We start from the raw sequence: 19,532 nt of genomic DNA, 5'->3' as shown, positions 1-19,532 counted from the left end.
ATGGGTATTAGCGTCATGGCTTTATTAATCACCAAGCGCTGTATCAATTGCGATATGTGCGAACCCGAGTGCCCAAACCAGGCGATCTCAATGGGCGAGGCTATTTATCAGATTGATGTCAATCGCTGTACCGAATGCGTCGGCCATTATGATACGCCAACCTGCCAGCAGGTTTGCCCGATTGATAACACGATTATTACCGATCCGGACTGCGTGGAAAGCAGCGACAGCCTGTGGGATAAGTTTGTGTTGCTGCATCACGCCGCGTCCTGAAGGAAATACGTAGGCCGCACCATGAATGGCGCGGCCCGAATGCCTGACGACAATGCTTTTGCAACCGCTATCGACGCTTGCCGGTTAGCAGAGCAAGACGTTTTTAGCTTTCAATAATCACGGTGGCGCAGGCGTAGTGGCGTTCGTCCGCCAGCGTAACGTGAACGTGTGCCACGCCCAGCTTTTTTGCCACCTCGTCCGCCTGCTGAAAAAAGCGCAGCCCCGGCTTGCCCAGCTCGTCGTTATAAACTTCAAACTGATTAAAGGCCAGGCCACCGCGGATCCCGGTACCAAAGGCTTTTGCGGCAGCTTCCTTCACGGCAAAACGCTTGGCGAGAAAACGTACCGGCTGCTGATGCGCCTGATACTGCCGCCACTCGTTTTCACTCAGCACGCGCTTTGCCAGCCTGTCGCCCGAACGGGAGATGACGCCCTCAATGCGGTCGATTTCGACAATATCCGTGCCAAGCCCGAGAATAGCCATTAGCGACGCGCTTCCCGCATCAGGGTTTTCATCTCGCTGACCGCATCGGCCAGACCGCTCATGACGGCTCTTCCGATAATCGCGTGGCCAATGTTTAGCTCATGCATCTGCGGCAGCGCGGCGATGGGCTGCACGTTGTGATAAGTCAGACCGTGACCGGCATTGACCTTCAGGCCTTTATCAGCCGCATAGGCTGCCGCATCTTTGATACGACGGAATTCTGCATCACGCACGGCGCCTTCTGCCGCTTCGGCATAGGCACCGGTGTGAATTTCGATGTAAGGCGCGCCGGAAGCCATTGCGGCATCAATCTGCTGATGATCGGGATCGATAAAAAGCGAAACCTGAATGTGGGCTTCCTGCAGGCGTGCAACGGCAAGCGTGATTTTTTCCAGCTGACCAACCACGTCCAGGCCGCCCTCCGTGGTGACTTCTTCACGTTTTTCCGGTACCAGACAGCAAAAATGCGGCTTAATCTCGCAGGCGATATCGACCATTTCGTCGGTGACGGCCATTTCAAGATTCATGCGGGTTTGAATAGTCTGACGCAGGATTTTAACGTCGCGGTCGGTAATATGGCGGCGATCTTCGCGCAGATGGACGGTGATGCCGTCGGCACCAGCCTGTTCGGCAACAAATGCCGCCTGAACCGGATCGGGATAGTTGGTGCCGCGAGCGTTACGCACGGTGGCAACATGATCGATATTGACGCCTAACAGGAGTTCAGCCATAACAAACCTCGAAATGATGTACGATTTCTACAGTGTACATCGTTCGCGCCGTCTTTCGGTACAGCCAGGCGACGTTACTGCGGCGCGTCCGCGCGTTTTTTCGGCACAAACTGACGAAAAAGCTCCTGACTCTTCAGCGGCTTGCCGCCCAGATAGGGTTTGAGCGCCATCCGCGTGAAGCGCTTGGCCGCCCTGAGCGCATCCATATCCGGGAAGCTACGTTCCGCCAGCGCTCGCAGCTCTCGTCCGGTAAAGCTTTTATGGCCTTTTACCAGGCTGGCGATGAAGCCCTTCTCTTCACGATAGATGTAGGTCATTTCATCCGTCACCTCTTCTCCGCTTCCCGCGCAGTGCAGAAAATCTACGCCGTAGCCAAGATGGCCTAACATGGCCAGCTCAAAGCGGCGCAGCGCCGGTTCCGGCGATCCTGTGCCCGCGGCCAGCTCCTGAATACAGTGCAGATAATCGAAAAAAAGCTCGGTAAAAGCGGTCTCCTGCTCCAGCACGCGCGAAACCAGTTCGTTAACGTACAGGCCACAGTAGAGAGAGATGCCGGAAAGAGGAAGAGCCAGCGAGATAGGTTCTGCGCCGCGCAGCGTTTTGACTTCGCCGCGACCGCCCCAGCGAACCAGCAGCGGCGTAAAGGGCTGCAAAGCGCCCTTCAGGCTGGAACGTTTACCGCGTGCGCCTTTGGCAAGCACGCGAATACGGCCATAGTTTTCTGAAAAGAGGTCGAGCAGAAGGCTGGTTTCGCTATAGGGGCGTCCATGCAGAACAAATGCGCGCTGCCAGCCTTCCATTTATTTCAGATCGTCTACGTAACCCAGGCTGCGCAGCGCACGCTCGTCGTCTGCCCAACCGGACTTGACCTTCACCCACAGCTCAAGGTGCACTTTCGCTTCGAACATCTCTTCCATGTCCTTGCGTGCCTCAATACCGATGGTTTTGATCTTCGCGCCCTTGTTACCGATAACCATTTTTTTCTGGCCTTCGCGCTCAACCAGGATCAGGCCGTGAATGTCATAGCCGCCGCGTTCGTTAGTGACAAACTGCTCAATTTCCACGGTTACGGAGTAAGGCAGCTCGGCACCCAGGAAACGCATCAGCTTCTCGCGGATCATTTCTGACGCCATAAAACGCTGCGAACGGTCGGTGATGTACTCTTCCGGGAAGTGGTGCTCCGCTTCCGGCAGACGCTTACGCACGATGCTGGCGATGGTGTCGACGTTTTTGCCCGTTTCCGCAGAGATCGGCACGATATCCATAAAGTTCATCTGCTGACCAAGGAACTGCATATGCGGCAGCAGGATAGTTTTATCGGTGACGTTATCAACTTTATTGATTGCCAGCAGTACGGGTACTTTGCCGTCTTTCAGCTTGTTCAGCACCATTTCGTCGTCATCGGTCCATTTGGTGCCTTCGACAACAAAAATAACCAGCTCAACGTCGCCGATTGAGCTGCTGGCCGCGCGGTTCATCAGGCGGTTGATGGCGCGCTTTTCTTCCATATGCAGGCCCGGCGTATCCACGTAGATGGCCTGATAGCCATCTTCAGTATGAATACCGGTAATGCGGTGACGCGTAGTTTGCGGCTTACGCGAGGTGATAGAAATCTTCTGCCCCAGTAACTGGTTCAGCAGCGTCGATTTTCCGACGTTCGGGCGGCCTACGATAGCAATAAAGCCGCAATGGGTGGTTTGTTCGCTCATTCAAGTCCCAGCTTAATCAGCGCCTGTTCGGCCGCTGCCTGCTCAGCTTTGCGACGACTGGAGCCGGTTCCCACAACCGGATCCGTCATGCCGCTCACCTGGCAGTGGATAGTAAATTCCTGGTCATGCGCTTCGCCACGCACCTGCACCACCAGATAGGAGGGCAGCGGCAGATGGCGACCCTGCAGATACTCCTGCAGACGCGTTTTTGGATCTTTTTGTTTGTCGCCCGGGCTAATCTGATCGAGGCGGCTGGCGTACCAGTTCAGGATCAGCTGTTCTACCGTCTGGATATCGCTGTCCAGGAAAACGCCGCCGATCAGCGCTTCTACGGTATCGGCCAGAATCGACTCGCGGCGATAGCCGCCGCTTTTCAGTTCGCCTGGTCCCAGGCGCAGGCATTCACCCAGATCGAATTCACGGGCCATCTCCGCCAGCGTGTTGCCGCGCACCAGCGTGGCGCGCATACGGCTCATATCACCTTCATCCACGCGGGGAAAACGGTGGTAAAGCGCGTTAGCTATGACGTAGCTGAGAATAGAATCGCCCAGGAATTCCAGTCTTTCATTGTGTTTACTGCTGGCGCTGCGATGGGTCAACGCCTGCTGCAACAGTTCCTGATGGGTAAAAGTGTAGCCCAACTTCCGCTGGAGCCTGTTAATTACGATGGGGTTCATGCGTTACCAATATCTTAATGCGAAAATTTTCCTGCACAGGGAACAGGGCTGGACACGCCAACACGAGACTGTTTCGTGTGCAGTGGCTCCCCGCAGGGAGCCACCCGTTTAGCTGTTGCGCTAATGAATACCGCCGATGCGGCTAAGGCGAACGCCAGTTGGCCATTGCCCTTCCTGCTTTTCAAAGCTCATCCAGATGGCGGTGGCTTTGCCGACCAGATTCTTCTCTGGTACAAAGCCCCAGTAACGACTGTCGGCGCTGTTATCGCGGTTGTCGCCCATCATGAAATACATGCCGGCAGGCACGACCCAGCTCGCCTGCGGCTGGCCCGGCTGCTGATAGTAAGAGCTTGCCTGGCTTTGCGCCTGCGTCACCAGCAGAATGCGGTGAGTGACGTTGCCCAACGTTTCGTTACGCGTCGCCAGGCGCAGGCCGCCCTGAATGGTTTCACCCTGCGGTTTCTGCCAGAAGCCGTTGCCAACTTCGTTACCGTCAAAGCCGCTGAAGGTCTGGATAAAGTCGCTTGGCTGCACGTCGGAATAGGTGATCGGCAGCGCCGTATCACAGGTTTTTCCTGGCGCGCAGGCTGGATTGATCGTCACGGTTTTGCTCTGCGGATCGTAACTGACATGGTCGCCAGGCAGGCCCACAACGCGTTTAATATAGTCCATGCTCGGATCTTTCGGATATTTAAATACCGCGATATCGCCGCGCTCAGGATGACCGGTTGGGATCAGCGTCGTCTGGGTGATGGGATCTTTAATGCCGTAGGCAAATTTTTCCACCAGAATAAAATCGCCGATCAGCAGCGTTGGCATCATCGAACCCGACGGAATCTGGAACGGCTCATAAATAAAAGAGCGCACCACAAAGACCAGCAGCAGCACCGGAAAAACGGAAGCGGCCGTTTCTACCCAGCCCGGCTGCTTTACCGTTTTTTTCTGGCCGGCATTCTCTGCCGCCGCGTCGGCCAGCGCCTGGCTCGCACGACGAGCCGGTGCCCATTTGAATCGGTCAACGCACCAGATAATACCGGTTACGAGCGTTGCTATCGCCAGGATCAGGGCGAACATATTAGCCATTCCAGTTCCCTCGTAGTGTTAGGCTTTATTTACTGTCTTTACCCACGTGCAGGATTGCCAGGAAAGCTTCCTGCGGCAGCTCGACGTTGCCGACCTGCTTCATGCGCTTCTTACCGTCTTTCTGCTTCTGCAGCAGCTTTTTCTTACGGCTGACGTCGCCGCCGTAGCATTTCGCCAGGACGTTTTTACGCAGCTGTTTAACGGTGGAACGGGCAATAATGTGGTTGCCGATGGCGGCCTGAATCGCAATATCAAACTGCTGGCGCGGGATCAGATCTTTCATCTTCTCAACCAGCTCGCGGCCACGGTACGGTGCATTATCGTTGTGGGTAATCAGTGCCAGCGCATCGACGCGCTCGGAGTTGATCAACACATCGACGCGTACCATGTTGGAAGCCTGGAAGCGTTTGAAGTTGTAATCCAGTGACGCATAGCCGCGCGAGGTGGATTTCAGACGGTCGAAGAAGTCGAGCACCACTTCCGCCATTGGGATTTCATAGGTCAGCGCAACCTGGTTACCGTGGTAAACCATGTTGGTCTGCACGCCACGCTTTTCGATACAAAGCGTAATGACGTTACCCAGGAATTCCTGCGGCAGCAGCATGTGACATTCGGCAATCGGCTCACGCAGCTCTTCGATGTTGTTCAGCGGCGGCAGCTTGCCCGGGCTATCCACGTAAATGGTATCGCCTGAGGTGGTAAACACTTCATAGACTACGGTAGGCGCTGTGGTGATCAGCTCCAGATCGTATTCACGCTCCAGACGTTCCTGAATGATCTCCATGTGGAGCAGACCCAGGAAGCCGCAGCGGAAACCAAAGCCCAGCGCGGTGGAGCTTTCTGGCTCGTAGAACAACGAGGCGTCGTTCAGGCTTAGCTTGCCCAGCGCGTCGCGGAAGGCTTCATAATCGTCAGAGCTGATTGGAAACAGACCGGCGTAAACCTGCGGCTTCACTTTCTTAAAGCCCGGCAGCGCTTTTTCCGCTGGATTGCGTGACAGCGTCAGCGTATCGCCAACCGGCGCGCCCAGAATGTCTTTGATGGCGCAGACCAGCCAGCCTACTTCGCCGCAGTTCAGCACGTCGCGATCGACGCGTTTTGGCGTGAAAATACCCAGGCGGTCTGCGTTATAGACCTGTCCGGTACTCATCACCTTGATTTTTTCGCCTTTGCGCAGCGTGCCATTTTTGATACGTACCAGCGACACCACGCCCAGGTAGTTATCGAACCAGGAGTCGATAATCAGCGCCTGCAGCGGGCCTTCCGGATCGCCTTCCGGCGGTGGAATGTCACGCACCAGACGTTCAAGCACGTCCGGCACGCCAAGGCCGGTTTTAGCCGAGCAGCGCACCGCATCGGTCGCGTCGATACCGACAATATCTTCAATTTCCTGCGATACGCGATCGGGATCGGCAGCCGGCAAATCGATTTTATTCAGTACCGGTACTACTTCCAGATCCATTTCCATCGCGGTGTAGCAGTTCGCCAGGGTCTGGGCTTCTACACCCTGTCCGGCGTCAACCACCAACAGTGCGCCTTCACAAGCCGCCAGCGAGCGCGACACTTCATAGGAGAAGTCCACGTGTCCCGGCGTGTCGATAAAATTGAGCTGGTAAGTTTCACCGTCCGGCGCGTGGTAGTCGAGCGTGACGCTCTGCGCCTTAATGGTAATGCCGCGTTCACGTTCCAGATCCATTGAGTCCAGGACCTGGGCGGCCATTTCACGTTCGGTCAGGCCACCGCAAATTTGAATCAAACGGTCAGAGAGCGTCGATTTGCCGTGGTCGATGTGAGCGATGACAGAAAAGTTTCTTATATGCTTCATTTATATGAATATTTTCGCTTAAACGTTCGGTTTAGTTCTTACGGTGGACAGCGTCGTTCAGGCCGACTGCAATGTACCCGCCATCAATGAGCACGCATCTTACACTGTTAGCCCCCGCCACGAAAGAATTCACACGCATAGCGCATGATTTCGCTCGGGACGCGCTTTTTTGGCTGCCACTCTTACTGTAGCGCCATTTGCAGGAAAGCACGTTCTGGAAACAGTCAGAAATAATCCGCCGTATAACCATAGGGCATAAACAGCGGATCGGAACACGGATACCCGACAGCGCGACGGACGGCTGTGCGGGTTTTCAGGGGATTAATCAGTTTCAACACGCAGCGCGTCTGGCGGTAACGCCACGCTTAAAATTACTGGATGGAATGAAGCGGATTTACCCAGATAGCTGGAAATACCTTTAGCCACGATAAACCCGCCGATGCCGCCCAGCAGCGCGCCAGCGGCGGCGGCCAAATCACTGTGGAACAGCATCTGGAACAAACCGGCCAGCAGAAACAATCCCACCAGCGGCGTCATGTAAACCAGCAGCGCCGAACTGAGCAGGCTTTTCTCTGCAATCCCCAACTCGATGCGCTGACCAGGCTTAAGCGGCTCGGCGCTGGCGATTTTCATCACGTGAGCATCTTTCGGCCCAAGCTTGTTGAGCACCTGGCTGCCGCACCCCTTGCGGGCAGAACAGCTGCTGCACGAGGTTTTCAGTTCTGAATGCAGCGTGGCTACGCCGTTTTGCCAGGAAACCACCGTGGCCCATTCTCTCATCATTTTGCGACACCTATGCTGTCAACGATACGCCTGGCGGTTGATGGCGGAAGCTCACCGACTACCGTAATTTCCTTATTATTGCGTATTTCGCTCTGCACCGTACGACGTCCTGTGCGCAATAGCTGGCTGACGCTGTCTTTATCGGCCGCGCTGACGTTGATTGAGAAGCTGAACAGCCCATCAGAGTAAAGCCGTGACTCCACGGGTTTGTTCACCGAAGGGATCTGCCTGCGGCTCTGGGTCACTTCTTTCATCCCGGCAGGTAGCCAGCTCGGTTTCCAGCTAAACGTGGTCTTATCGCTGACCGGCACGGAAAGCGAAGGCGGCAGGCTGGCTTTTTCCAGGCTCTGCATCATTTTCCGCACGCCGTCGTCAACGGCAAAGCTGACGACGCGATACTGCTCCAGCGTTTCGCCATCCCGATCCAGCAAATCTACCCGCAGCGGCAGCCTTGTATCGCTGTCCAGCCAGACGACATAGCTGTATCGCGTGCCGTCACGGGCAACGATACGAATAACCTCACACAGCTGGTCAGCGATGCGGGTGCGCCCTACCGGCACGAAGTCATAGTATTCTGAAAGCTTCTGGAAATTGGCAAAGACCAGCGAGGGCAAAGAGTCAACGATATGTTGACCTGCCAGGGTAAAAGGCTCCAGGCCCGGCTCAAAATAGCTGATTTCATTGCCGCGCTGAATAATTTCACGGCGCGGCCCGTCCATCTGCAGCATCTGAGCATAGACCTTGTTATCCAGTACGGCATGGCGATAGCGTAAAGACTCAATCCCAAGCCGCGAGACGTTAATATAAGCAAGTTCGTAACTGAGAGACTGGCTGGCCTGCTCCATCTGTTGCAACAGCGCCCCGGACGTGGTTTGCGCCGGGGCACAGAAGGAAATCAGGCTGCCAGCCATAAGGCTGACGGCGCACCAAAGCTGCTTCATTACTGCTGCTGAATTCCTAACGACTGGTTACCCGGAACCTGAACGGCGGCCTGCTGTCCAGGGGTCTGCTCAAACTGCAGGCTGTCAGAATGCAGACGGCGCTGCAGTTCGTAGTCCTGCAGCATAGCGTTAACGCGACGACGCTGATCCTGTACCTGCTGCGGCGCATTGCTGCTTGACTCAGAAGGCACGCCCAGGCTAACCGGAGAAGCCTGGCCCATCATCGGCAGCGTGTTAAACACCGGTGCTTCCGACTGGGACTGCCCTTCCTGCGGCTGATTATAGTGCTGCACGCCGACAATCACCGCCAGCGACACGCAGGCGGCTACGCCAACCTGGGTAATCTGTGCCGCCCACGGGCGGACCTTGTGCCAGAACGGCATTTTGCCATAGTGCTCTGGCGTTGGCTGCGCTTCTGGAATGAGCGGCGTGCTGCTGTTTTTAACGGGTTCGTTTTCGATAGCGGCAGCAACACGCGCAGCGATATCGAAATGCATAACCGGCGCAACATCGCCCCGCAGGGTATCGCGGATAAGATGATAGCTTTCCCATTGTTTTTGCAGCGCGGCGTCTTCAGACAATGCGGACAAAACTTCACTGTCTAACGTTTCGCCGTCCATTAAAGCGGAAAGTTGTTCTTTCTGCATGCCTCAGTACCCTTCCTGTATCCGCTCACGTCAACGTTGGATAAGCGGTTGAATTTTATTATCAATGGCTTCGCGCGCGCGAAATATGCGCGAGCGAACCGTCCCCACCGGACACGCCATGATGACGGCTATCTCTTCATAGCTCAGCCCATCCAGCTCGCGCAGCGTAATCGCCATGCGAAGATCTTCAGGCAGCGTCTCGATGGTGCGAAAAACCATCTGTTTCAATTCTTCCGACAACATTAAGTTCTCAGGGTTCGATATTTCTTTTAACGCGCCAGCACTTTCGAAGTTTTCCGCATCAATAGCGTCCACATCGCTGGCCGGCGGTCGACGCCCCTGAGCAACCAGATAATTTTTTGCCGTATTGACGGCGATTCGATAGAGCCAGGTATAAAAAGCGCTATCCCCGCGAAATGACTCCAGCGCGCGATAGGCTTTAATAAATGATTCCTGCACTACATCAGGTACGTCTCCTGAGGGCACATAGCGGGACACCAGGCTCGCCACTTTATGCTGATAGCGCACTACCAGTAAATTGAATGACCGCTGATCTCCTTTCTGAACTCGCTCTACGAGAACCTGATCCGTTAACTGCTCGCTCATCCGAGGTAATGTCTCCCCAAATCTTTTTCCACGCCTGTACGAACTACCCGTAACTCATAATTGAGCAAGCATGCGCTTAGAGTGATGGTCATGAGTAAAGTTCCGTTGCGCCGTTATATTTGCGGTGTCATGTATGGCATCGCCGCAGAGTACTCTATGAAGGGCGCTTTTTCACGTTAAAATCTTGCGCGTTCATCATAATAAACCGCTACAAAATTAAATACACAACCCCGCGCTTTTTTCGGGCCAGTCTGAACCGCGCTACGTCCGCTTATTTTCCGATTGCCTGGAAAAAAACCTTTTTACCCGCGGCGATCGGCGCTATGCTCAACAAACAACCTGTTTAGTAAATTAAACACTATGAGCTTATCTTCTGAGTATAGTTGTGACGTGTTGGTTATTGGCAGCGGCGCGGCCGGTCTTTCACTGGCGCTGCGCCTTGCAGAAAAGCATCAGGTCATTGTTTTAAGTAAAGGGCCGGTCAGCGAAGGATCTACTTTTTACGCCCAGGGCGGCATCGCGGCCGTGTTTGATGAAACCGACAGTATCGAATCACATGTTGAAGACACGCTGATTGCCGGTGATGGGCTTTGCGACCGTGAAGCGGTTTCCTTTATCGCCAGCAACGCCCGCCACTGCGTACAGTGGTTGATTGATAATGGCGTGCTGTTCGATAAAGAAAACTCGCAGGATACCTACCACCTGACGCGCGAAGGCGGTCACAGCCATCGGCGCATTCTGCACAGCGCGGATGCCACCGGTCGCGCTGTAGAAACCACGCTGGTCAGCCAGGCGCTTAGTCATCCTTCAATTCACATTATTGAGCGCAGCAACGCTGTGGATTTGATTGCTTCCGATAAGCCAGGTTTTCCCGGCGAACGCCGTGTGGTGGGCGCTTATATCTGGAACCGAAAACGCGAAAAAGTAGAAACCTGCCGCGCTCGCGTCGTGGTGCTGGCGACGGGCGGAGCCGCCAAGGTTTACCAGTACACCACTAACCCGGACGTGGCCTCCGGCGACGGCATTGCAATGGCCTGGCGTGCAGGCTGTCGCGTAGCCAATCTGGAGTTTAACCAGTTCCATCCAACCTGCCTGTTTCATCCGGAAGCCAGAAATTTTCTGTTGACGGAGGCGCTACGTGGTGAAGGCGCCCTCTTAAAACGCCCCGACGGCACGCGCTTTATGCCCGACTTCGATCCGCGCGCCGAGCTGGCCCCGCGCGATATCGTTGCCCGCGCCATCGACCATGAAATGAAACGGCTGGGCGCGGACTGCATGTATCTGGACATCAGCCATAAACCGGCTGATTTTATTCTGGCGCACTTTCCAACCATCGCAGAAAAGCTAAGCACGCTGGGTTTTGATTTGACGAAAGAACCCATTCCGATTGTGCCTGCTGCTCACTACACTTGCGGCGGCGTAATGGTCGATCATCACGGGCGCACCGATCTTAGCGGGCTGTACGCCATTGGCGAAGTCAGCTACACCGGCCTGCATGGCGCAAACCGGCTGGCTTCCAATTCGCTGCTTGAATGCCTGGTTTACGGCTGGTCGGCGGCAGAAGATATTGCTGAATATCTTAAGCAGGTGCCCACCGTTGAAGATTTGCCAGCCTGGGATGAAAGCCGCGTCGATGATTCAGATGAGCGCGTTATCATCCAGCACAACTGGCACGAGCTGCGGCTATTTATGTGGGACTATGTAGGGATAGTGCGCACCACCAGGCGACTGGAGCGGGCATTGCGCCGTATTAACCTGCTCCAGCAGGAGATTGAAGAGTATTACGTTCACTTCCGCATCTCCAATAACCTGCTGGAGTTACGAAATCTGGTGCTGGTGGCGGAACTGATGGTGCGCTGCGCGATGGAACGAAAAGAGAGCCGTGGCCTGCACTATACGCTGGATTATCCGCAGCAGCTGCCGGAAGCCAGGCCGACGATCCTGACGCCCTGATTAGCGAAAAAGATAAAAATCGCGGGTCAGGCTACAGTGCGCCTCTGAATAATGCTGATCCGGCCCGCGTATCGTCATCCGGTCCAGAAACGGTTCGCCGGACGCAGGCGAAAGCGCCAGCAGAACGCGGTTTGGCGGCCGGTTATCGTTATCGGCAATGTCTGTCCGGTAGCGCAAATGCCAGCCGTGCTGTTGCGCCAGCTCCACCAGCCTGTCGCCCGCCGCTGTCGGCAGCACTACGCAGAAAAAGCCCTCTTCCGTAATGAGATCTTCAGCGCAGGAGAGTAAAACGTCGTGAGTCAGGTCCGTGGTGTAGCGGGCAGAAGCGCGTTCAGGCGTGGCGCACTCGCTGCCGGGAATAAAATAAGGCGGATTGCTGACGATTAACGAGTAGCGACGTTCGCACCCTTTGGTCCAGTGGCGAATGTCATCCTGGTAAATCCGTATGCGGCTGGCCCAGGGCGACGACAGCGCATTCTCCTGCGCCTGGCTGGCCGCCTGCTCATCCAGCTCTACGGCGTCGATGGCGACGTTTTCGCCCGTACGCTGTGCCAGCATCAGCGCAATCAGACCGCTGCCGGTACCGATATCCAGTACGCTTGTCGCGCCCGCAATGGGTGCCCATGCGCCCAGCAGTACGCCGTCGGTGCCGACTTTCATGGCGCAGCGATCGTGAGCGACAAAAAATTGTTTGAAGGTAAAGCCGTTAGCGCGCAATACCGCTTTTTGTTGAGACATTTGACCGACCTGAAAGGGAAACGGCGCTAGCATAGGACAATTGAGATGTAAGGAAAAGTCATTCATTCTACACAAACAGATGAAGATCGTGCGCAATCTGTCTATAATCAGCGCCCCAAACTGAGGTAGACCATGACTGTAACCACTTTTTCCGAACTCGAACTTGATGAAAGCCTGCTGGGTGCCCTGCAGGAAAAGGGCTTCACGCGCCCCACGGCAATCCAGGCCGCTGCGATCCCGCCTGCACTGGAGGGTCGCGACGTTCTGGGTTCGGCACCAACAGGTACAGGCAAAACCGCGGCTTATCTACTGCCCGTGCTCCAGCATCTGCTGGACTTCCCGCGCAAAAAATCTGGCCCGCCGCGTATCCTGATCCTGACGCCAACGCGTGAACTGGCAATGCAGGTTGCCGATCAGGCACGCGAGCTGGCAAAAAATACCCATCTGGATATCGCAACGATCACTGGCGGCGTGGCCTATATGAACCATGCGGAAGTGTTCAGCGAAAACCAGGACGTGGTGGTAGCGACCACCGGCCGCCTGCTGCAGTACATCAAAGAAGAAAACTTTGACTGCCGCGCGGTGGAAACGCTGATTCTGGATGAAGCCGACCGCATGCTCGATATGGGCTTTGCCCAGGATATCGAAACCATTGCTGCAGAAACCCGCTGGCGCAAGCAAACGCTGCTGTTTTCCGCCACGCTGGAAGGTGATGCGATTAAAGACTTCTCCGAGCGTCTGCTGAACGATCCGGTAGAAATCGAAGCGGATCCGGCGCGGCGCGAGCGTAAAAAAATCCAGCAGTGGTATTACCGTGCTGACGATGTGAAGCACAAAACCGCGCTGCTGCTGCACCTGTTACAGCAGCCGGAAGTTACCCGTTCCGTGATCTTTGTTCGTAAGCGCGAGCGCGTGCATGAGCTGTGCGGCTGGCTGCGCGAGGCCGGTATCAACACCAGCTATCTGGAAGGCGAGCTGGAGCAGTTCAAGCGTAACGAAGCGATCAAGCGCGTTGTTGACGGCCGTGTAAACGTGCTGGTGGCAACCGACGTGGCCGCGCGCGGTATTGATATTGATGACGTCAGCCACGTTTTCAACTTTGACCTGCCGCGCACCGCCGACACTTATCTGCACCGTATCGGCCGTACCGGTCGCGCAGGTAAAAAAGGCGTGGCTATCTCTTTGGTTGAGGCACATGACCACCTGCTGCTGGGCAAAATCAGCCGCTATATCAATGAGCCGCTGAAAGCGCGCACCATTGACGAACTGCGTCCGACCACGCGTACACCAAGCGAGAAGCTGAACGGCAAGCCGTCCAAGAAAGTGCTGGCGAAGCGTAAAGAAGAGAAAGAAAAGAAACAGAGCGACGACAAGCCGCGCGTGAAGAAACGCCATCGCGATGCCAAAAATATCGGCAAGCGTCGTAAGCCAAGCGCCGCACCAAAAACCGATAGCGCTGAATAAGTAAACCGCACCACAAAAAAACCGCCTTTATCAGGCGGTTTTTTTATTACATAACTGAAACTTTTTGTGCGTTAAGTTTAGCTTTTCCTTCAAACACCTGTTTAAACGTCAACAGCCTTTCTTGTTTTATAAACAACCGTTATTTTTCAATAAATAACGCTTTTTCTTCCCTGATGTTATTTACACCGCCAGGCAAGTTATCCCGGCGCTGCTGGCACAATCCTTCGCGTTTATTACAAACTTTCGGTAAAGGTGCGGGCAATAACGTCGCGCTGCTGCTCTGGCGTCAAAGAATTAAAGCGCACCGCATAGCCAGAAACGCGAATGGTCAGCTGCGGATACTTTTCCGGATGCTTAACGGCCTCTTCCAGCGTTTCACGACGCAGCACGTTTACATTCAGATGCTGACCGCCTTCTACCCGTACCTGAGGCTGCACGTCCAGCGGAACATCGCGGTATTCGATCTGGCCAAGGTCGCTGACCGCAACAATCTGGTCTTCCTGATAATCGGCTTTAGCGCAGACGCAGCGGGCTTCTGCGCGCTCATCATCAAGCAGCCAGAAAGAGTTCAGCAGAGCAGGATTATTCGCTTTGGTAATCTGAATTCCGGAAATCATTATTGCCTCCCAGGCTATTTTTACTGACGAAGCGTCAGCAAATAGAAATTGATCTACGGTCACTTATATAACAGTCCCTCACCGCAACCATTTTGACCAAAATCAAAAATGACCCTGTTCTTATTTGTCCTGGGTCATCAACCCGATGATTTATCACGCATTGATTACAAAACTATTTTGTAAATTTAAAATTTATTTTAAGTTTGTCACGGTGGCGATCCGCGTTAAGCTACCCGCTGATTACTCTAAAGGAGGCGGAGATGGGCAACGCATTGACCTGGCACGACGTGCTGGCCGAGGAAAAAGAAAAACCTTACTTCATTGAAACGCTGTCGATGGTGGCGAACGAACGCGCGGCGGGCAAAACCGTCTATCCCCCACAGAAAGACGTGTTTAATGCTTTTCGCCTGACGGAGCTGGGCGATGTCAAAGTGGTGATTCTGGGTCAGGATCCTTATCACGGGCCGAATCAGGCTCACGGGCTGGCGTTTTCCGTGTTGCCTGGCGTGGCCGTACCGCCTTCGCTGGTTAATATGTATAAAGAACTGGTGACCGATATTCCGGGATTCCAGCGCCCGAACCACGGCTTTCTGGAAAGCTGGGCGCGCCAGGGCGTGCTGCTGTTGAATACCGTGTTAACGGTAGAGGCGGGACAGGCGCATTCGCACGCTCGCTTTGGCTGGGAAACTTTTACCGATCGCGTTATTGCCGCTATTAATGAAAATCGCGAGAACGTGGTGTTTTTGCTGTGGGGTTCGCACGCGCAGAAAAAAGGCAGCATTATCGATCGCGAGCGCCATCACGTATTGCAGGCGCCCCACCCTTCTCCCCTTTCTGCCCACCGTGGCTTCTTTGGCTGCGCGCATTTCTCTCAGACCAACGAATGGCTGGAGCAGCACGGCGAAAAGCCGATCGACTGGACGCCGGTTTTACCTGAGTAAGACCCGGCTTTCGGCATTAAAAAACTGCACCTTACTCAGTTGGCCAGCCAACTTTTGGGGTGCAGTTTATTATTCAGGCTTTGAGACGTTAACCGCGTCGTCAGTGATGACCGGTTTTAGCCTTTGGCTTTAGAAACGGCGACCATCGCCGGACGCAGCAGGCGACCGTTCAGCGTATAGCCACGCTGCATAACCATCAGCACGTGATTTGGCGCCACGTCTTCGGATTCCATCATCGACATCGCCTGATGAAGTTCCGGGTTAAACGGCACGTTAACGTCGCCGATGACTTCTACGCCAAACTTACGCACCGCACCAAGCAGTGATTTCAGCGTCAGATCGATACCTTCGATCATCGCAGCCAGTTCCGGCTTTTCTTTGTCGGCAACTTCCAGCGCGCGCTCCAGGCTATCGATCACCGGCAGCAGCTCGTTGGCGAACTTTTCCAGCGCAAATTTATGCGCTTTTTCTACGTCCAGTTCGGTACGGCGACGAATATTTTCGATTTCCGCCTGAGCACGCAGCTGCGCTTCACGCACGCCACCCTGCGCCTGCGCCAGCTGGGCTTCCAGTTCGGCAATGCGTTCGTCGCGCGGATCCACCACTTCTGCCGTCTCTGCGTCCTGGGTGGCCTGTTCCATCTCAATATCGTCTGAGACTTGCTCGTTTGGTGTGTTCTGTTCTTTACTACTCATGAATTTCTCCGCGTTTGTGCACATTCATCTCGCTGGTTCGCTTATTATGGGGATCAGAATTGCGGTTTCAAGGGAACCCGTCACATTGTCTGAGGTAGTTTACCTCATGAGGAATGCCAGCATCATGAACAACCATTTTAACTGCATCGGTATCGTGGGCCATCCGCGCCATCCTACCGCGCTGACCACACACGAAATGCTTTATCGCTGGCTGACGGCAAAGGGCTATCAGGTGATCATCGAGCAGCAGATTGCCCGTGAGCTGAAGCTTGCCGATGTGGAAACCGGCTCGCTGTCGGACATTGGACAAAAGGCCGATCTGGCCGTGGTAGTGGGCGGCGACGGCAATATGTTAGGCGCGGCGCGAGTGCTGGCGCGCTACGACATTAAGGTGATCGGTATTAACCGCGGCAATCTGGGTTTCTTAACCGATCTCGATCCCGATAATGCGCAACAGCAGCTGGCCGACGTGCTGGAAGGGAAATACATTACGGAGAGCCGCTTTCTGCTGGAAGCGCAGGTCTGCCGCCAGGGGCGCGAACCACGTATCGGTACGGCTATCAATGAGGTTGTTTTGCACCCTGGCAAAGTCGCCCACATGATCGAATTCGAAGTGTATATTGACGAGACGTTCGCCTTTTCCCAGCGTTCTGACGGCCTGATTATCTCTACGCCAACCGGCTCTACCGCCTATTCGCTTTCGGCAGGCGGCCCGATCCTGACGCCTTCACTGGACGCTATCGCCATTGTGCCGATGTTCCCACATACGCTGTCCGCAAGACCGCTGGTCATTAACAGCAACAGCACTATTCGCCTGAAGTTTTCGCACATGCGTGGCGATTTAGAAGTGAGCTGCGACAGCCAGATAGCCTTGCCTATTCAGGAAGGGGAAGACGTGCTGATCCGCCGTAATGAGGATCATCTGAATTTGATACATCCGCAAAATTATAATTACTTCAACACGTTAAGCTCGAAGCTTGGCTGGTCGAAAAAATTGTTTTAAAATCCGCTGCCAGCTACTTTACTGGTTATAGAACCAGTATATACTGTATGAAAAACCATATCTGTGTTTTCATACAGGAACGCTTCTATGCTGGCACAACTGACCATCAGTAATTTTGCGATTGTTCGTGAACTTGAGATCGATTTTCAGCGTGGCATGACCGCGATTACCGGCGAAACCGGCGCGGGTAAATCTATTGCCATCGACGCGCTCGGCCTCTGCCTGGGCGGTCGCGCTGAAGCCGATATGGTGCGTCAGGGCGCAACCCGCGCCGACCTCTGTGCCCGCTTTTCGCTAAAAGATACCCCTTCTGCGCTTGCCTGGCTGGTGGAAAACCAGCTGGACGAGGGCAATGAGTGTTTGCTGCGCCGCGTGATCAGCAGCGACGGTCGTTCTCGCGGCTTTATTAACGGCACCTCTGTCCCGCTTTCTCAACTGCGCGATCTCGGTCAGCTACTGATTCAGATTCACGGCCAGCACGCGCATCAGCTGCTGCTGAAGCCGGAGCATCAGAAAACCCTGCTTGACGGCTATGCGGGCGAAAACGGCCTGATGCAGGAGATGGCGCAGAGCTACCGCCTGTGGAACCAGAGCTGTCGCATTCTGGCCCAGCATCAGCAGCTGTCGCAGGAGCGTGAAGCGCGCCGCGAGCTGTTGCAGTATCAGTTGAAAGAGCTGAACGAGTTCGCTCCGGTGGCCGGCGAGTATGAAGCTATTGATGAAGAATATAAGCGTCTGGCCAACAGCGGCCAGCTGCTGTCAACCAGTCAGCAGGCGCTGATGATGCTGGCCGACGGCGAGCATGCCACCCTACAGAACCAGCTTTATACCGTGCAGCAGCTGCTGGGCGAGCTGGTCGCGCTTGATGAAAAGCTGAACGGCGTTTGCGTGATGCTGGATGAAGCCGCCATTCAGGTTAGCGAAGCCAGCGACGAGCTGCGCCACTACTGCGAGCGTCTGGATCTGGATCCTAACCGTCTTTACGAGCTGGAACAGCGCCTGTCGCGCTATATCTCGCTGGCACGCAAGCACCGGATCTCTGCGGAAGAGCTGGCGGGCTTTCATCAGCAGCTGCTGGATGAACAGGCACAGCTTGACCAGCAGGAAAGCAATCAGGAAGAGCTGGCGCTGGCCGTGGCGAAGCACCATCAAACCGCTATGGGCTGCGCGGAAAGGCTGCATCAGCGCCGTATGCACTACGCACAGGAGCTGAGCCAGCTGATTGGCGAAAGCATGCACGCGCTCTCGATGCCGCACGGCCAGCTGGCTATCGAGGTACAGTTTAATCCTGACCATCTGACCTTAGAGGGTGCCGACCGCATCGAATTCCGCGTGACCACCAACCCGGGTCAGCCACTTCAGCCGCTGTCTAAAGTTGCTTCCGGCGGCGAGCTGTCGCGTATCGCGCTGGCAATTCAGGTTATCACCGCACGTAAAATGGATACGCCAGCGCTGATTTTCGACGAAGTCGACGTCGGTATCAGCGGCCCAACCGCAGCGGTTGTGGGCAAAATGCTGCGTCAGCTTGGCGAATCTACCCAGGTTATGTGCGTCACCCACCTTCCGCAGGTTGCTGGCTGCGGTCATCAGCATTTTTTCGTCAGCAAAGAAACGGATGGCGCCATGACCGAAACGCATATGCAGCCGCTGGACAAGCGCGCCCGCCTGCAGGAGCTGGCACGCCTGCTGGGCGGCAGCGAGGTCACCCGCAACACGCTGGCTAACGCAAAAGAGCTTTTAGCGGCCTGAAACCGCACTTTTTTGGCATCCCGAGGTCATAACCATGCTCCGTAGAGGTTTCCAACTGCGGAAAGGTTTATTATCATCGACGTCTGACGCTGTTATCGAAGCGATAAACCGATACTGAAAATAAATAGCCTGATGCCCAAGGTGTTGGCCCGAAAAGGAATAAAGATACTTATGCGCTGTAAAACGCTGACTGCTGCGGCGGTGGTTCTGCTGATGACGACCGCTGGATGTTCCACTCTGGAGCGAGTGGTTTACCGGCCAGACATCAACCAGGGCAACTACCTGGTTGCAAATGACGTCTCTAAAATCCATACCGGCATGACCCAACAGCAGGTGGCATACACCCTGGGTACGCCGATGATGCGCGATCCTTTTGGCAGCAACGTCTGGTATTACGTCTTCCGTCAGGAACCGGGCCACGAGCCGGTAACGCAGCAGACGCTGACGTTGACCTTTGACAGCAATGGCGTGCTGACCAACATCGACAACAAGCCTCAGCTTAGCTCTAAAGGCTAAGCATTCAGAAGGCTGTGATGTAAAGCAAATCAGGATGCCTGGCGGTAAAGCCAGACCTGGTGGTTTAAAACATCATAAGAAGAGATAAGGCGCTGAC

General features: G+C 54.9%; 21 protein-coding genes. 7 read left to right on the top strand and 14 right to left on the bottom strand.

Annotated features, from left to right (window positions below):
* Positions 1–15 precede the first annotated feature (15 nt).
* Positions 16–273 carry a YfhL family 4Fe-4S dicluster ferredoxin gene (locus tag KUE00_RS14835; RefSeq protein WP_246760664.1) on the top strand — a complete coding sequence of 86 codons (258 nt, stop codon included), beginning with the start codon at positions 16–18 and terminating at the stop codon, positions 271–273.
* 103 nt (positions 274–376) lie between these two features.
* Here KUE00_RS14835 and acpS read toward each other — a convergent pair whose 3' ends face one another.
* The 11 genes from acpS to rpoE form a co-directional block, all read right to left on the bottom strand.
* Positions 377–757: a holo-ACP synthase gene (acpS, locus tag KUE00_RS14830; protein ID WP_246760663.1), complete on the bottom strand. Its 381-nt coding sequence runs from the start codon at positions 755–757 to the stop codon at positions 377–379.
* Entirely contained in the window at positions 757–1,488 is a 732-nt protein-coding gene (gene pdxJ, locus KUE00_RS14825; RefSeq protein ID WP_246760662.1) for a pyridoxine 5'-phosphate synthase, read from the bottom strand. Before pdxJ ends, acpS begins: the two co-directional genes overlap by 1 nt.
* Positions 1,489–1,562: 74 nt before the next feature.
* Positions 1,563–2,288 (bottom strand): DNA repair protein RecO, encoded by a 726-nt coding sequence (gene recO, locus KUE00_RS14820; RefSeq protein WP_246760661.1) that lies wholly within the window; start codon positions 2,286–2,288, stop codon positions 1,563–1,565.
* Positions 2,289–3,197 carry a GTPase Era gene (gene era / locus KUE00_RS14815; protein WP_246760660.1) on the bottom strand — a complete coding sequence of 303 codons (909 nt, stop codon included), beginning with the start codon at positions 3,195–3,197 and terminating at the stop codon, positions 2,289–2,291. It abuts the gene before it with no gap.
* Positions 3,194–3,874, bottom strand: coding sequence for a ribonuclease III (gene rnc, locus KUE00_RS14810; RefSeq protein WP_246760659.1), 681 nt, complete (start codon positions 3,872–3,874; stop codon positions 3,194–3,196). The genes era and rnc overlap by 4 nt, the downstream gene beginning before the upstream one ends.
* A gap of 120 nt (positions 3,875–3,994) precedes the next feature.
* Positions 3,995–4,957 carry a signal peptidase I gene (lepB, locus tag KUE00_RS14805; protein ID WP_246760658.1) on the bottom strand — a complete coding sequence of 321 codons (963 nt, stop codon included), beginning with the start codon at positions 4,955–4,957 and terminating at the stop codon, positions 3,995–3,997.
* Between the two features lie 25 nt (positions 4,958–4,982).
* Positions 4,983–6,782 (bottom strand): translation elongation factor 4, encoded by a 1,800-nt coding sequence (gene lepA, locus KUE00_RS14800; RefSeq protein WP_246760657.1) that lies wholly within the window; start codon positions 6,780–6,782, stop codon positions 4,983–4,985.
* Between the two features lie 321 nt (positions 6,783–7,103).
* A complete protein-coding gene (gene rseC / locus KUE00_RS14795) occupies positions 7,104–7,565 on the bottom strand; it encodes a SoxR-reducing system protein RseC (RefSeq protein WP_246760656.1) in 462 nt (153 codons plus the stop codon).
* Positions 7,562–8,506 carry a sigma-E factor regulatory protein RseB gene (gene rseB / locus KUE00_RS14790; protein ID WP_246760655.1) on the bottom strand — a complete coding sequence of 315 codons (945 nt, stop codon included), beginning with the start codon at positions 8,504–8,506 and terminating at the stop codon, positions 7,562–7,564. Before rseB ends, rseC begins: the two co-directional genes overlap by 4 nt.
* Complete coding sequence (rseA, locus tag KUE00_RS14785) at positions 8,506–9,153, bottom strand: anti-sigma-E factor RseA (RefSeq protein WP_246760654.1); 648 nt, start codon at positions 9,151–9,153, stop codon at positions 8,506–8,508. The genes rseB and rseA overlap by 1 nt, the downstream gene beginning before the upstream one ends.
* A gap of 30 nt (positions 9,154–9,183) precedes the next feature.
* Complete coding sequence (rpoE, locus tag KUE00_RS14780; protein WP_246760653.1) at positions 9,184–9,759, bottom strand: RNA polymerase sigma factor RpoE; 576 nt, start codon at positions 9,757–9,759, stop codon at positions 9,184–9,186.
* Positions 9,760–10,119: 360 nt separating this feature from the next.
* Here rpoE and nadB point away from each other — a divergent pair, with 360 nt between their 5' ends.
* Entirely contained in the window at positions 10,120–11,712 is a 1,593-nt protein-coding gene (gene nadB, locus KUE00_RS14775; protein ID WP_246760652.1) for an L-aspartate oxidase, read from the top strand.
* On the opposite strand, the gene trmN is transcribed toward nadB, so the two are convergent.
* Positions 11,713–12,450, bottom strand: a complete 738-nt coding sequence (trmN, locus tag KUE00_RS14770) for a tRNA(1)(Val) (adenine(37)-N(6))-methyltransferase TrmN (protein ID WP_246760651.1) — start codon at positions 12,448–12,450, stop codon at positions 11,713–11,715.
* Positions 12,451–12,582: 132 nt separating this feature from the next.
* Between trmN and srmB the strand changes: the two genes are divergently transcribed.
* Complete coding sequence (gene srmB / locus KUE00_RS14765; RefSeq protein ID WP_246760650.1) at positions 12,583–13,914, top strand: ATP-dependent RNA helicase SrmB; 1,332 nt, start codon at positions 12,583–12,585, stop codon at positions 13,912–13,914.
* A 233-nt stretch (positions 13,915–14,147) separates the two neighbouring features.
* On the opposite strand, the gene grcA is transcribed toward srmB, so the two are convergent.
* Complete coding sequence (gene grcA, locus KUE00_RS14760) at positions 14,148–14,531, bottom strand: autonomous glycyl radical cofactor GrcA (protein ID WP_246760649.1); 384 nt, start codon at positions 14,529–14,531, stop codon at positions 14,148–14,150.
* A 260-nt stretch (positions 14,532–14,791) separates the two neighbouring features.
* Here grcA and ung point away from each other — a divergent pair, with 260 nt between their 5' ends.
* On the top strand, positions 14,792–15,472 hold the full coding sequence (gene ung, locus KUE00_RS14755; RefSeq protein ID WP_246760648.1) for a uracil-DNA glycosylase: 681 nt from the start codon (positions 14,792–14,794) through the stop codon (positions 15,470–15,472).
* Positions 15,473–15,588: 116 nt separating this feature from the next.
* Here the strand turns inward: ung and grpE are convergent, their stop codons facing one another.
* Positions 15,589–16,167 (bottom strand): nucleotide exchange factor GrpE, encoded by a 579-nt coding sequence (grpE, locus tag KUE00_RS14750; protein WP_246760647.1) that lies wholly within the window; start codon positions 16,165–16,167, stop codon positions 15,589–15,591.
* Between the two features lie 124 nt (positions 16,168–16,291).
* Between grpE and nadK the strand changes: the two genes are divergently transcribed.
* The 3 genes from nadK (at position 16,292) to bamE (ending at position 19,435) form a co-directional block, all read left to right on the top strand.
* Entirely contained in the window at positions 16,292–17,170 is an 879-nt protein-coding gene (gene nadK / locus KUE00_RS14745; RefSeq protein ID WP_246760646.1) for an NAD(+) kinase, read from the top strand.
* A gap of 87 nt (positions 17,171–17,257) precedes the next feature.
* Entirely contained in the window at positions 17,258–18,919 is a 1,662-nt protein-coding gene (recN, locus tag KUE00_RS14740) for a DNA repair protein RecN (protein WP_246760645.1), read from the top strand.
* Between the two features lie 171 nt (positions 18,920–19,090).
* The gene (gene bamE / locus KUE00_RS14735; RefSeq protein ID WP_246760644.1) at positions 19,091–19,435 is read left to right on the top strand and encodes an outer membrane protein assembly factor BamE; all 345 of its coding nucleotides are present in this window, start codon (positions 19,091–19,093) and stop codon (positions 19,433–19,435) included.
* Positions 19,436–19,532: the final 97 nt, after the last annotated feature.

The sequence above is a fragment of the Erwinia phyllosphaerae genome (assembly GCF_019132875.1).
Classification (GTDB): Bacteria; Pseudomonadota; Gammaproteobacteria; order Enterobacterales; family Enterobacteriaceae; genus Erwinia; species Erwinia phyllosphaerae.
The sequence above is the reverse complement of the archived record's forward strand: the minus strand, read 5'-3'. Positions and strand labels throughout refer to the sequence as shown.